The sequence below is a fragment of the Streptomyces ossamyceticus genome (assembly GCF_001418475.1).
GTDB lineage: Bacteria > Actinomycetota > Actinomycetes > Streptomycetales > Streptomycetaceae > Streptomyces > Streptomyces ossamyceticus.
In genome coordinates, this window is sequence record NZ_LIQX01000139.1 from 1 (window position 1) to 14,156 (window position 14,156).

The window sequence follows — 14,156 nt, forward strand, 5'->3', positions numbered from 1 at the left end:
TGATCAGGCGGGCCGCGCCGATGACTCCGGCGGTGGGCCCCAACTCCCCCAGCACGATGGGCAGGTTGCCGGTCGCGAGGGGCAGGGACTGGCGGTAGACCTGGGTGCGGATGGCGGCGAGGAGGGTGTGGCCGAGGCCGGTCACCCCGCCGCCGATCACCACCAGGCCGGGGTTGAAGAAGCTGACGAGTCCGGCGATGACCTGGCCGGTGCGGTTGCCGCCCTCGNNCGGCGGCGGCCGCGGCGGCGACGTCGACGGCGGTCAGGGTGCCGCCCGCCTCCAGCCGGGAGGCCAGCTCCACCGAGAGGCCCTGCTGGGCGGCCTCCTTGGCGTCGCGGGCGAGCGCGGCGCCGCTGAAGTGGGCCTCCAGGCAGCCCCGGTTGCCGCAGGCGCAGGGGCGGCCGTCCGGTACGGCGAGGATGTGGCCGATGTCGCCGGCGCTGCCCGTCGTACCGCGGTGGACCTCGCCGCCGGCGACGATGCCGCAGCCGATGCCGGTGCCGATCTTGACGCAGAGGAAGTCACCCACGGAACGGGCCACGCCCGCGTGCTGCTCCCCCATCGCCATCAGGTTCACGTCGTTGTCGACCATCACCGGGCAGCCGAGTTCCTGGCTGAGCGCCTCGCGCACCGGGAACCCGTCCCAGCCGGGCATGATCGGCGGGGCCACCGGCACGCCCTCGGGGAAGCGGACCGGTCCGGGGACGCCGATGCCGGCGCCGTCGAACCCTTCCGCGAGCCCCGAGGCCCTCAGCTTGGCGGCCATGGAGAGGACCTGCTCGAAGACGGCGACGGGGCCGTCCCGGACGTCCATGGGCTGGTTGATGTGACCGAGGATCTCCAACTCGGCGTTGGTGACGGCCACATCGATGGAGGTGGCGCCGATGTCGACGCCGAGGAAGCGGAGCCCGGGGGCGAGCCGGATGTTGTGCGAGCGTCGGCCGCCGCGCGAGGCGGCGAGTCCGTCGGCCACGACCAGACCCGTCTCCAGCAGCCGGTCCACCTCGACGGCCAGCTTCGACCGGGAGAGATCGACCCGGTCGCCGAGCTGCGCGCGGGAGTGGGGTCCGCCGTCCCGCAACAGCTTCAGCAGCCGTGCCTGATGCGCGTTCGCGGGACGAGCCGTCATCCGTCTCACGAGCCCCTCCCCGCCTCAACCGGCCTGTGTCGCGCTGGGTTCCGGCCACCTCGGTGTGGCTTGCTTTCGCAGGGAACGTAGCAGTGGTCACCACAGCTGGGAAGAAGTCGAGCACAGATTGACGCCAACTTTCTCCACTCACAGGACAAAGAAGCGTCCGGTTACCGCCACATCTCGGACTCACGTGATCACAGAGCCATAAATCACCCCAGGCCAGGGCGGTTTGCTTTGTACGACGCCTCGGACGGGTATACGAAACCGGCATGGACACAGCGACGGCTCCATGAGGGGCCACGGCTTGCGTGAGCGGCTTCGGTGGGGCCTTGGTCGGGGCCGCGGCCTTCCGTGGGGCCGGTCCCGCCCGCACTCGCTGATCGCCGAGGGCACCGGCTCCATCGTCGCCGGGGGCAACATCGGCCACGCCACCGTGTACATCGGGACGGGCGGGGAGAACATCACGGCACAGGACCTCAGGGCCCGGGCCGGTCACGAGCGGATCGAGCGGGAGCGGGCCTCGGCCGAGCGGCAACGTGAGGCGTTCGCACGGCACTTCCTGCCGAAGGCGAGGGCCTCGGTCCGGACGGACGGCGTCACCTGGGACTTCACAGGACGGCGGGAGGCACTGCGCCGGATCGTGACCTGGCTGACCGACCCGGCGGGGAACCGGCCGGGGCTCGTCGTGTCGGGAGCCCCGGGTTCCGGGAAGACGGCTGTCCTGGGCCTGATCGCGTCCCTGTCCGACCCCAGTCGCCACTCGCACGTGCCGAAGGAGCGGGTCGGTGTCGACGCGGAGACGCTACCGCCCCCGGACAGCTTCAACACGGTGATCTACGCGGCCGGGCTGAGCGCGGAAGTGATCAGCGACGCCCTCGCCCATGCCACTCGCCGGGCGGGGACGTCCACCCCGGTCGTCCTCATCGACGCGGTCGACGAGGCCGTCGAGCCGAAGTTGCTGGTCGACTCGGTGCTGAAGCCACTGCTTCTGGACGGTTCGGCACGCCTGCTGCTCGGAATGCGTACCGAACCGGCCGCCCAGGTGGCCGACTTGTGCGACGAGGTCGACCTGGACGGCGGCTTCGCCGATCCCGAGGGGATGCGCCGCCACGTCGAGCACGTACTGCGGCAAACGACCGAGGCGAGCCCGTTCCGGCGGGTGTCCGCGGAGACGGTGTCCCAAGTGGCCGAGGGCATCGCACACGTGGCGGGGCCGTCCTTCCTGGTGGGCCGCCTGCTGGCCCAGATGCTCGCGGGTCGTACGGAACCCCCCGACCTGCGTCCGGACTGGGAGGCCGAACTGCCGCGTCTACCGGGAGAGATCCTGGAGCGGGACCTGACCGAGCGTTTCACCCGGGAACATCACCGGCGGATCCGCCAGGAACAAGCCGACCAACTCGACCAGGAACAGGCCGAACAACTCGCCCGCGACCAAGCCGAGCGGCTCGGCCGGGAGCAGGCCGAGCGGGCCCTGGACCTGCTGCGTCCGCTGGCCTTCGCGGAGGGCAACGGCCTGCCGGACGAGGACATCTGGGCGGGCCTCGCCGGCCGGATGGCGGGCCGGCGCTACGACCACGACGACGTGCTCTGGCTGCGCGAGCACGTGGGAAGCTACGCCGTCAGGTCGACGGACCAGGGGCACACCGTCTACCAGCCCCACCATCTGTCCCTCGCGGAGCACCTGCGCGCGGTGTCGGATCCTCAGGCGGTGCACCGGTGCTTCGTCGACTACCTCGTCGACCACACCCCGGTCCACGCCGACGGAACCCGCGACTGGCGACGGGCCAGCTTCTACACCCATGCCTACCTCGCCACGCACATCGCCAAGGCCGGCGGCCACGAGGTCCTGGACGAGCTGATGCTGGACCCGGCGTACCTGCTCGGCGCGATCCCGTACCGGCTCCTCGGGGCGCTGGACGGTCACCGGTTGTCCGCGGACCGGGACGTGTCGGAGGTGCGTTCGGCGATCAACGCCTACCGGCAGGCCGCCGCGGACTTCCGCCGTACGGCGCCGGAGCTGCGGCCGGCCGCGCTCGACCTGGCGGTCCGCACCCACGACGCACGCACGCTCCAGGCCCGCATGTCCCCTGTGCCCGAAGCCTCGCCCTGGAAGGCCCGCTGGGTCGACATGCGCCCGCGGCGCAGCGGCTACACCCTCACCAAGCTCTCCGGCGAGGTCACCCGCATGTCGGCGTTCCGGTACGGCGGAGAGCAGTATCTCGCGGTCGTGTCCGACGCCGGGGAGATCGAGGTGTGGAACGTCGACGCCGATCGTCCGGTCATCAGCGGCACGATCGCCGGGGGAAAGCACATCACCGGCCTGGACACCGTGGTCGGGAACGGTCATGTGTACCTGGCGACGAGCAGCGCGACGCGGGTCCAGCTCTGGGACGTGTTCGGGGGCGACCGGGCACTCGGCGGCTGGACCGTCGGTCATCCGGCCTCGGACAGTGAGACGAGTGCGGTGACGTTCGCCGAAGTCGCGGGTGAGCTGCGGTTGTTCTGCATGACCGACGAGGGTCTCCTGCACCGCTTCGACGTTCTGGGAGCGACCCAACTCCCCTCCCTTCCCATGAACGGCGCATGCGATTTCATGAGAAGCAACGCGACCGTCGTCGTCACCCCGGTCGGGGGAAGACCTCGGGCTGTCGTGAGCGCCTGGAACGGCGTCCAGCTCATCGATCTGGAGACCGGCCTCAGCGAGAACTGCTCCGGAGGTAGCGGCTACGCCAGGGGCATTCAGGTCATTCCCGGAACGGATCCCCCGCAGTTCCTGGTCGGCAAGGACAATCACACCGTCTACCGGGTCCGTCCGGATGGTGCCCCGCGGCAGCTCCGCACGAGCCCCGAGTCCGTCCGGGACGTCGATGTGTGGACGAGAGGCGGCGACACCTTCGCGATCGCGGGACACGACTACTGCGACCAGCCACTTGAACTCTTCTCGCTGACGCGGCCGGGCCTCTCTGTCTCGGACTTCTACGACGCGCGCTCGGCCGTGAGCCAGGTGCGCGTCATGGAACTGCGCCACGGCCATGTGGTGATAGCGGCCGGACAACGTTCCGGCGCGGTACGGATCTGGGACTTTCCCGAGGTGCCCGAGTGAGTCGAGAAACGGAACAGCTCGGTGAACCGATCGCCGTGCACACCACGGAACTCGACGGCCGCCGGGTCGTGGTCGTCGTTCACCCCGACCAGGTCGTCCTGCGGGACTGCACCGACGGGCAGGTGGTGGCCAGGCACCGCGCCCCGTACGAACCCGAGCACACCGCCTGCGTGGCCCATCACGGAACGGCGCTGCTCGTCATGAGTTCCGGCGACAAAGTGTCCGCCCTCGACCTGAGGAAGGGAACGGACGTCCCCATAGGCTCGTGCGACTCGGCCGTCTCGGCACTCGCGGCGCGCCGCCAGGGCCGGAGGCTCCTGGTGGCCGTGGGGGAGCAATCAGGATGCGTCCGTGTCTTCACCCTCGGCGAGGACCCGGAATGGTCCTCCGTCACGATCCCCGCCCATCAGAACAGCGTCCTGTCGGTGTCCCTGGGCGTTGTCCGGGGGCGGCCGTGCGTCGTCAGTTGCGCGGACGACTCGACGGTGACGCGCACCTCTCTCGGCACGAAGCCCTCACGCAGTCTCTGGGAGCTTCGCTGGGAAAAGGACACGCGGTCCTCGACCGGCTTCTCGTGCGGCTGGATGCCTTATGGCAGCTCCTACCCCGTCAACCTCAACAAGGTGTGGCGCGAGCGTCTTTGGAGTCCCGGCGCAGAAGCTCTGGTCGGTATCGTCGGGACGCGCATGGTGGCCGTGCGGAAGTGCCTTCTGGTCGACGCGGGACGCGCCTCGCTCACCCTCGTCACCGGCAAGGACGCACTGCACACCATGATGACCCTCGGGGTGGGTCCGCAGCCGCAGGCCCTGCCGTCCAAGACCCTCGCCTTCGCCGTCCCGGGGCACCTCGCGGCCGCGCACCCGATCCGTCGAGGTGTACGGCTCGCGTTGCTCCAGGGATCCACCGTGCACATCGCCGACGTGCGGTTGATCCACACGTGGCACTGGGTCAACCGCGTCGGCAACCTCCTGGCCCTCTGCGGCTGGTTCCTGCTGATCCGCACTGAGCCGCTGGCCTGGTTCCTGCTCCCCATGGCGCTGTCGACGGTGTCCCGTGGATTCGGGGGCCCGACCTTGAGCGGCATCGACAGCCGGGCGCTCGCCGACATCGATCTCCACGGCGAAGTCGTGGACGTCGACTTCGACGGCCCCGACGCCCTGGTGGCGCTCAGCCATCGGGGCGTCGCCACGTTCGACCTGTCGACGACGGAGTCCTGACCCGGCGCTACGGCCGAGGACGCTCGTGGTACGTCTTGCGGGTGTGCTCCGTGTGCGCCCGCATGACGTCCGTCGCCCGCTGCTCGTCGCGGGCGGAGATCGCCGCGATCAGTGCGCGGTGTTCGATCCAGGACTGGTGGCCGCGCTGCCGGGCGACCGGCGTGTAGTACCAGCGGACGCGGCGGTCGACCTGGGCGGCGAGTTCGGCGAGGACCGTGTTGCCTGCGAGTTCCATGACCTTCGCGTGGAAGCGGGCGTTCATCGCGACGGCGGCGTCCACGTCGTCCGCGTCGACGGCCCGCTCGCCCTCCGCGCAGAGTTCCTCCAGCGCCGTGATCCCCGCCGTACCGGCGTTCGCTGCGGCGAGGCGGGCCGCCTCCGCCTCCAACAGGGTGCGGACGGTGAGGAGTTGGTCGGCCTCCTCCTCCGTCGGCTCGTGCACGAACGCGCCCTGCGCGGGCCTCAGGTCGACCCAGCCCTCGGTGTTCAGCCGCTGGAGGGCCTCACGGACCGGCTGCCGGGACACTCCGAGGTGGCCGGCGAGTTCACTCTCGACCAGGTGCTGGCCGGGGCGCAGGGCGCGGGTGGTGATCAGTTCGAGCAGGGCTTCGTAGACGCGGTCGCGCAGCGGGCCGGGACGTTCGAGCTTGGGCACGGCCCCTTGCGGCAGTCCTGTCGACAACATCGGGTCCCCCTCCTGAGCACCACCGGGTGTACTGCACACGGAAAGTCAACGGCCCGTACTGGAAAGTCGAAGTCAACAGCCAGCATGGATTGTCTTTCGTCTACAGTCTACGAGCCCCATTGGCCAGGGAGTTGACGCGTCTGTCTCGTCACATCACCACCAGGGCGGTGCTCAGGGGCAGCGGACGACCTGTCCGGCGTACGACAGGTTTCCGCCGAAGCCGAACAGCAGCACGGGATCGCCGCTGGAGATCTCGCCGCGTTCGACGAGCTTGGAGAAGGCGAGCGGGATGCTCGCGGCCGAGGTGTTGCCCGATTCGACGACGTCGCGGGCGACGACGGCGTTGACGGCGCCGATCTTCTCCGCGAGGGGCTCGATGATGCGCAGGTTCGCCTGGTGCAGGACGACCGCGGCGAGGTCGGCGGGGGTGAGCCCGGCCTTCTCGCAGGCGGCGCGGGCGATGGGCGGCAGCTTGGTGGTGGCCCAGCGGTAGACGCTCTGCCCCTCCTGCGCGAACCGCGCGGGCGTCCCCTCGATCCGTACCGCGTGCCCCATCTCGGGCACCGAGCCCCACAGCACCGGCCCGATGCCGGGCGCCCCGGCTGCGGGGTCGGCCGCCTCGACGACCGCCGCGCCCGCGCCGTCCCCGACGAGCACACAGGTCGTACGGTCGGTCCAGTCCGTCACCTCGGACATCTTGTCGGCACCGATGACGAGCGCCCGGGTGGCCCCGCCCGCGCGGACGGCGTGGTCGGCGGTGGCGAGGGCGTGGGTGAAGCCGGCGCAGACGACGTTGATGTCCATCGCGGCCGGGGAGGGGATGCCGAGCCGGCGGGCGACCCGGGCGGCCATGTTCGGGGAGCGGTCGACGGCCGTGGAGGTGGCGACCACCACGAGGTCGATGTCGGCGGCGGCGAGACCGGCCGTCGCGAGCGCCTTGGCGGCGGCGTGCCCGGCCAGCTCGTCGACGGGTTCGTCGGGTCCTGCGATGTGCCGGGTGCGGATGCCCACACGGGTCGTGATCCACTCGTCACTGGTGTCGACCATGCCCGCCAGGTCCTTGTTGGTGAGCACCTTGGCGGGCTGGTAGTGGCCGACGGCGGCGATGCGCGAGCCGATCATGGGTGTTCCCCCTCATAGCCTGTGGTCAGCGGGATTCACCAGTCTGCGCAGTGACCCGCGGGTAGGGGGGCGAGTGAGGCGACAGTAAAGACGAACCCATGTTGTGGGCTTCTGTCAGACCTCTGGACATCCACGTACTCGACCGAGCAGTTATGCGGTGAACAGTTGCGTGGCCTTTTGTACGAGTTCATACAGTCCGTAGGCGAGCGGTACGCCCACCCACAGCCAGGCGAGGACGATCAGTGGGCGCCGGTCAGGCTGATTCGGGCTGCTGTCGCTGGACGACATCGGCGGCCTCCCTCGGGGCGGGGACGTGGAAGCGGGGGTGGACGGGCCGGACCAGTTCGTTGGCGACGAAGCCGACGACGAGCAGGCCGATCATGATGAAGAAGGAGGTGCCGTAGAGGTCGGGGCCGCTCTTGCCCGCCTCCTCCTGGCGGTCGGCGATCCAGTTGACGATCAGCGGACCGAGGACACCGGCGGTGGACCAGGCGGTGAGCAGCCGGCCGTGGATGGCGCCGACCTGGTACGTGCCGAAGAGGTCCTTCAGATAAGCGGGGATCGTGGCGAAGCCGCCGCCGTAGAAGGAGAGGATCACCAGGGCGCAGACGATGAACAGCGGCTTGGAGGAGTCGCCGAACTGGGCGATGAGCAGGTACATCAGGGCGCCGACGCCGAGGTAGACGCGGTAGATGTTCTTGCGTCCGATCAGGTCGGAGGTCGACGACCAGGTGATGCGGCCCGCCATGTTGGCCGCCGACAGCAGCGCCACGAAGCCGGCCGCCGCGCCGGCCGAGACCGGGGTGGAGGACTCGGCGAAGAAGTCCGTGATCATCGGGGCGGCCTTCTCCAGGATGCCGATGCCCGCGGACACGTTCATGCAGAGGATGACCCACAGGCACCAGAACTGCGGGGTGCGGATGGCGTCGCGGGCCGAGACCTGCGGGCCCTCCAGGGCGCTCGGTCCGCTCCGGACGGGCTTCTCGCCGCGCGGCACCCGCACGAGCAGCACCCCGAGGGTCATGAACACGGCGTACGACAGTCCGTGGACGAGGAAGGCGACGGCGATCCCGGAGGAGTCGGCGCCGAAGGACTCCAGCATCTGCGCGGACCACGGCGAGGCGATCAGCGCGCCGCCGCCGAAGCCCATGATGGCGATGCCGGTGGCCATGCCGGGCCTGTCCGGGAACCACTTGATCAGGGTGGAGACGGGCGAGATGTACCCGATGCCGAGGCCGATGCCGCCGACGAATCCGTAGCCGAAGACGATCAGCCAGTACTGTTCGGTGGCCGCGCCCAGGGAGGCGATGAGGAAACCGGAGGAGAAGCAGATCAGGGCCACGGTCATGGCCCAGCGCGGCCCGTTGCGCTCGACGAGCGTCCCGCCGAACGCCGCGGACAGCCCCAGCATGACGATGCCGAGTTGGAAGGGCAGCGCGCTCTGCGTGCCGCTGAGGCCGAGCGCGGATTCGAGCGGCGGCTTGAACACGCTCCAGGCGTAGGCCTGTCCGATGGAGAGATGGACCGAGAGGGCGGCGGGGGGAACGAGCCAGCGGCTCCAGCCCACGGGCGCGACGGGGGGACTCATGATCCCGGACGGTAGGGAGTGACAGGGGAGTTGAGAAGGCGGCGCGTCGACCGTATGCGATGAACGGTATGCGACGCGCGCCGAACGGTCGTGCGGGACGGCTCAGCCGGTGAAGTCGTCCGTCAGCACACACCCGTCCACCTGCGCGGGCGCGGTGCTCATGTCGCCGACGGGCTCGAAGTTCGGGTTGCAGTTGAGGACCAGCAGGAACGACGAGGACAGCTGCCGCACGGTGTCGGGGTCCGGCGCGATCACGGCGAAGTCCCTGCCGATGGCGAAGCCACCGTCGATGCCCGCGCTCGGTGACTTCTTGATCCGCTCGGCGATGTCGGCGCGGTAGGCCTCCTGGAGGGTCTTCATGCCGTCCGTCCCGGTCCAGAAGACACGGATGTAGCTGTCGCCCGCGTCGTTGCAGGTGCCGCGGAAGCGCACGCCCCAGCTCTCGTCGAACTCCTCGTCCATGGGGTAGTAGCGGGTGTCGGCCGGATCGATGCTGTACTGCTCGCAGGTCGTGAACCGCTGAAGGTACTCACCTGCCGCCATGACCGACCCGGACTCCGGGAGGTTGTCGAGCATGAGCTTCTGCCGCGTGGTCAGCCCGCCCGGCAGGTCACTCGTGGCACCTCCGTTGCGCTGCCCGGTCACGACGGACTCCTCGTCACCGCTTCCGGCCTCTCCCTCGCCGGTCCGGTCCTCGCCGGTCCGGTCCTTGTCGGCAAGGTCCTTGTCGGCTCGGTCCTCGCCGGCCCGCTCCCTGCCGACCGGGCTCGTGCCGGCCTGGTCCTTGTCGTCGCATCCGGCCAGGGACACGACCATCGCACCGGCGGCCAACACGGCCGCCAAGGCCCTTGTCACACGCATTCGTTCACCCCGTTGATCGTTCTCGCCGGGAACCCTAGGACATGGACATGTCCGAGACCAAAGCCGAGCGAGCGCGCCCGGCCTCCGGTCGGTTCCCGTCGCCGCGCGACCCCTTGCTGGCCGAACTTCCATACTGTAGACAATATTTCGTCGACAGATTTCGGCAGTACGTCATCTCCGCGGTATCCCTCGACCGAACGGAGCTCCCCCGCCATGAAAGTCGCAGTTCTCGGCGCCGGTGCGATCGGCGCCTATGTCGGCGCCGCGCTCCACCGCTCGGGCGCCGATGTGCATCTCGTCGCCCGTGGACCGCATCTGGCGGCCATGAGGCGGGACGGGGTGCGTGTGCTCAGCCCGCGCGGCGACTTCACCGCCCGCGCCCACGCCACCGACGACCCGGCCGAGATCGGCCCGGTCGACTTCGTCTTCCTCGGCCTCAAGGCCCACTCGTACGCGGCGTGCGGGCCGCTGATCGAGCCCCTGCTGCACGGCACCACGGCGGTGGTCGCCGCCCAGAACGGCATCCCCTGGTGGTACTTCCACCGGCACGGCGGCCCGCACGACGGCCACCGGGTGGAGAGCGTGGACCCCGGCGGTGCGGTCAGTGCGGTGCTCGCGCCCGAACGGGCCGTCGGCTGTGTCGTCTACGCCGCGACCGAACTCGAAGGGCCGGGCGTCGTACGGCACTTGGAAGGCACCCGGTTCTCCATCGGCGAGCCCGACCGGAGCGTCTCGGCGCGCTGCCGTGCGTTCGGCGAGGCCATGGTGGCGGGCGGACTGAAGTGCCCGGTGGAACCGGACATCCGCGGCGACATCTGGGTCAAGCTGCTCGGCAACATCTCGTTCAACCCGATCAGCGCCCTGGCCCGCGCGACCATGCGGCAGATGTGCCGGCACGGCGGCACCCGCAAGGTCATCGAGACCATGATGGCCGAGACGCTCGCCGTCGCCGAGGCCTTCGGCTGCGAGGTCGGCGTGTCCATCGAGCGACGCATGGCCGGCGCCGAACGCGTCGGCGACCACCGCACCTCCACCCTCCAGGACCTGGAGCGCGGCAAGCCGCTGGAACTCGACGTGCTCCTCGCCGCCGTCGTCGAGTTGGCGGACATCGGCGGCGTCGACGTGCCCACACTCCGCACCGTCCACGCCATCTCGGACCTGCTCGCGCTCAGGAGCGCGGCATGACCTCCGGGGAGCGCGGCATGACATCAGGGGAAGGCCGATGAGGAAACGCGACCGCAGCCCGAAGACCTACACCCGGCTCACCCACCCCCTCGTCCGCGACTCCCGCGACGAGCCCTTCCGGCAGGCCACCTGGGAGGAGGCCCTGGACCGTGCCGCCCGCGGCCTCGCCCGCAACCGGGGCGCGTTCGGCATGTTCTCCTGCGCCCGCGCCACCAACGAGATGAACTACGTGGCGCAGAAGTTCGCCCGGGTCGTCATGGGCACCAACAACGTGGACTCCTGCAACCGCACCTGCCACGCACCGAGCGTCGCCGGGCTGTCCGCCGCCTTCGGCTCGGGCGGCGGGACCTCCTCGTACGAGGAGATCGAGCACACCGACCTCATCGTGATGTGGGGCTCCAACGCCCGCTTCGCCCACCCGATCTTCTTCCAGCACGTCCTGAAGGGGATACGGGGCGGCGCCCGGATGTACGCGGTCGACCCACGGCGGACGTCCACCGCCGAATGGGCGGAGAGCTGGCTCGGGCTGAACGTCGGCACGGACATCCCGATGGCCCACGCGATCGGCCGGGAGATCATCCACGCGGGCCTCGCCAACGAGGCGTTCATCGCGCGGGCGACCACCGGCTTCGAGGAGTACAGGGCACTCGTCGAACCGTGGACGCTGTCCCTCGCCGAGAAGGTGACCGGCGTGCCGGCCGCCGCCGTCCGGGAGCTGGCCCACGCCTACGCCCGCGCCGAGCGCGCCCAGCTGTGCTGGACCCTCGGGATCACCGAGCACCACAACGGCACCGACAACGTACGGGCCCTGATCAACCTGTCGCTGCTGACCGGGCACGTGGGTCGCTACGCCTCCGGGTTGCAGCCGCTGCGCGGCCAGAACAACGTGCAGGGCGGCGGCGACATGGGCGCCATCCCCAACCGGCTCCCCGGCTTCCAGGACATCCTCGACCCCGGCACCCGGCTGAAGTTCGAGTCGGCGTGGGACACCGTCATCCAGCCGCACCACGGGCTGAACCTGACGGAGATGTTCGAGGCGATGGAGGAGGGCTCGCTGAAGGCCGTGTACTGCATCGGGGAGAACCCGGCGCAGTCGGAGGCCGACAGCGAGCAGGCCGTACGCCGCATGGGGCAGCTGGACTTCCTCGTCGTCCAGGACATCTTCCTGACGAGGACGGCCGAGTTGGCGGACGTGGTGCTGCCCGCGACCGCCGGCTGGGCGGAGACGGACGGCACCACCACCAACAGCGAACGGCGGGTCCAGCGGGTCCGCAGGGCGCTCACCCCGCCCGGTGAGGCCCGCGAGGACATCGACATCCTCTGCGACCTCGCCGGCCGCCTCGGCCACGAGTGGAAGTACGCCGACGCCGAGGCCGTCTGGAACGAGCTGCGGTCGGTGTCGCCGGACCACTACGGCATGACGTACGAGCGGCTGGCGGAGCACCAGGGCATCCAGTGGCCCTGCCCGAGCACCGACCGGCTCGAACCGCCCTATCTGCACGGCCGGTTGTGGGAGCGGGACCCGGGGCGGCGGGGCAGGCCCGCACCGTTCGGGCTTGTCCGGCACGATCCGCCGGTCGACCTGACGGACGAGGAGTACCCGATCCGGCTGACCACCGGGCGACGGCTCGACTCGTACAACACCGGTGTGCAGAGCGGCGGTTTCGCCTCGCCGCTGCGGCGCGGGGAGTACATCGAGCTGTGCCCGGAGGACGCGGAGCGCTACGGCGTCGTGGTCGGCGAGGAGGTCCGGGTGTCCTCGCGGCGCGGGTCGGTGGTGGCGCCCGTCTGGATCGATCTGGCGCTGCGGCCCGGGCTCGCCTTCATGACCATGCACTTTCCCGACGAGGTGGACACCAACCAGCTGACGATCGAGGCGAACTGCCCGATCGCGGGGACGGCGGAGTTCAAGGCGTCGGCGATCCGGATCGAGAAGCTGCCCGTCGCGACCATCGTGAGGTGACGCAAGTGGACCTGCACATCGGCGACAGCAAACCCACCGACGAGGAGAAGGCGGCCGTCGACGCGCTGCTCGGGCCGCCGGAGTCCTCCTGGGAGGGCGCGGCCCGCGACGAGATGCGCGCCGCCGACCTGCGGTGGGCGCGGGGCGGCCGGGAGGCCCGGGACCGCCGCGACCTGCTGCTGCCGGGGTTGCACGCGATCAACGACCGGGTCGGCTGGATCAGCGGGGGCGCGCTGGACTACCTGTGCCGGCGGCTGACGGTGCCGCCGGCGGAGGCGTACGGCGTGGCCACGTTCTACGCGATGTTCTCGGTCCGGCCGCGCCCCGCGACCGTGCTCCATGTGTGCACGGACCTGGCGTGCGCGGCGTCCGGTGCGGCGGAGCTGTGCGCGGGCGTCGAGGCGCGGCTGGGACCCGGCAGCGGGGTGAGCGTGCAGCGGAGCCCGTGTCTGGGACTGTGCGAGCGGGCGCCGGCCGCGCTCGCGATCAAGGCCGGGGACCCGGTGCGGACGGCGGTGGCGGCACCGGCGACCGTCGGGTCCGCCGTCCTCGCGGGGAGCGCGCCCGACTCGGCGGACGAGGAGCCGCCGGCCGTGACGGCGGTGCCCCAGGCAGGTCAGGACGGCCTCGTCCTCCTCACCCGGGTGGGTGTCGTGGACCCCACGAGCCTCGACGACTACCGCGCCCACGGCGGTTACACGGCCCTGCGCCGCGCCTTCGAGCTGGGCCCGGCCGGTGTCATCCGCGAGGTGACCGACTCGGGTCTGGTCGGACGCGGCGGCGCCGCCTTCCCCACCGGCCGGAAATGGCAGGCCACGGCCGCGCAGCCCGACCACCCGCACTACCTGGTGTGCAACGCGGACGAGTCCGAGCCGGGCACCTTCAAGGACCGGGTACTCATGGAGGGCGACCCGTTCGCCCTCGTCGAGGCGATGACGATCGCCGCGTACGCGACCGGCGCCCACCAGGGCCATCTGTATCTGCGCGGCGAGTACCCACGCGCCCTGCGGCGCATGGAGCACGCGATCACGCAGGCGCGGGCGCGGGGACTCCTCGGTGACGACGTCCTCGGCCAGGGCTACGCCTTCGACATCGAGATCCGCCGGGGCGCGGGCGCCTACATCTGCGGCGAGGAGACGGCCCTGTTCAACTCCATCGAGGGCTACCGGGGCGAGCCGCGCTCGAAACCGCCGTTCCCCGTGGAGAAGGGCCTGTTCGGCAAGCCGACCGTGGAGAACAACGTCGAGACGCTGGTGAACGTCCTGCCGATCCTGACCATGGGCGCCCCCGCGTACGCGG

11 protein-coding genes and 1 pseudogene are annotated in these 14,156 nt (G+C 70.6%); 5 read left to right on the forward strand and 7 right to left on the reverse strand.

Annotation, left to right across the window (positions count from 1 at the left end; genetic code table 11):
- A partial coding sequence (locus AOK15_RS46690; RefSeq protein ID WP_240508395.1) for an ROK family protein occupies positions 1-227 on the reverse strand: 227 nt, incomplete at both ends.
- Positions 228-229: 2 nt separating this feature from the next.
- Positions 230-1,130 (reverse strand): annotated as a pseudogene (locus AOK15_RS12075) (ROK family transcriptional regulator); the annotation flags it as partial.
- Between the two features lie 307 nt (positions 1,131-1,437).
- Here AOK15_RS12075 and AOK15_RS12080 point away from each other — a divergent pair.
- On the forward strand, positions 1,438-4,236 hold the full coding sequence (locus AOK15_RS12080) for a WD40 repeat domain-containing protein (RefSeq protein WP_055515755.1): 2,799 nt from the start codon (positions 1,438-1,440) through the stop codon (positions 4,234-4,236).
- Entirely contained in the window at positions 4,233-5,453 is a 1,221-nt protein-coding gene (locus tag AOK15_RS12085; RefSeq protein ID WP_055515757.1) for a hypothetical protein, read from the forward strand. Before AOK15_RS12080 ends, AOK15_RS12085 begins: the two co-directional genes overlap by 4 nt.
- A gap of 7 nt (positions 5,454-5,460) precedes the next feature.
- On the opposite strand, the gene AOK15_RS12090 is transcribed toward AOK15_RS12085, so the two are convergent.
- The 5 genes from AOK15_RS12090 to AOK15_RS12105 form a co-directional block, all read right to left on the reverse strand.
- A complete protein-coding gene (locus AOK15_RS12090; protein ID WP_055515759.1) occupies positions 5,461-6,138 on the reverse strand; it encodes a GntR family transcriptional regulator in 678 nt (225 codons plus the stop codon).
- Between the two features lie 171 nt (positions 6,139-6,309).
- Complete coding sequence (locus tag AOK15_RS12095; RefSeq protein WP_055515761.1) at positions 6,310-7,260, reverse strand: beta-ketoacyl-ACP synthase III; 951 nt, start codon at positions 7,258-7,260, stop codon at positions 6,310-6,312.
- A gap of 150 nt (positions 7,261-7,410) precedes the next feature.
- Positions 7,411-7,548: an MFS transporter small subunit gene (locus AOK15_RS48775; protein ID WP_420876894.1), complete on the reverse strand. Its 138-nt coding sequence runs from the start codon at positions 7,546-7,548 to the stop codon at positions 7,411-7,413.
- Positions 7,514-8,848: an OFA family MFS transporter gene (locus AOK15_RS12100; RefSeq protein ID WP_055515763.1), complete on the reverse strand. Its 1,335-nt coding sequence runs from the start codon at positions 8,846-8,848 to the stop codon at positions 7,514-7,516. The genes AOK15_RS48775 and AOK15_RS12100 overlap by 35 nt, the downstream gene beginning before the upstream one ends.
- 102 nt (positions 8,849-8,950) lie before the next feature.
- Complete coding sequence (locus AOK15_RS12105) at positions 8,951-9,709, reverse strand: hypothetical protein (RefSeq protein WP_157870216.1); 759 nt, start codon at positions 9,707-9,709, stop codon at positions 8,951-8,953.
- Positions 9,710-9,922: 213 nt separating this feature from the next.
- On the opposite strand from AOK15_RS12105, the gene AOK15_RS12110 reads away from it, so the two are divergent.
- The 3 genes from AOK15_RS12110 to AOK15_RS12120 all read left to right on the forward strand — a co-directional run.
- Positions 9,923-10,894 (forward strand): 2-dehydropantoate 2-reductase, encoded by a 972-nt coding sequence (locus AOK15_RS12110; RefSeq protein ID WP_055515767.1) that lies wholly within the window; start codon positions 9,923-9,925, stop codon positions 10,892-10,894.
- Positions 10,895-10,931: 37 nt separating this feature from the next.
- Positions 10,932-12,857, forward strand: coding sequence for a molybdopterin oxidoreductase family protein (locus AOK15_RS12115; RefSeq protein ID WP_055515769.1), 1,926 nt, complete (start codon positions 10,932-10,934; stop codon positions 12,855-12,857).
- 5 nt (positions 12,858-12,862) lie between these two features.
- On the forward strand, positions 12,863-14,156 hold a 1,294-nt coding region (locus AOK15_RS12120; protein WP_055515771.1), incomplete at its 3' end, for an NAD(P)H-dependent oxidoreductase subunit E.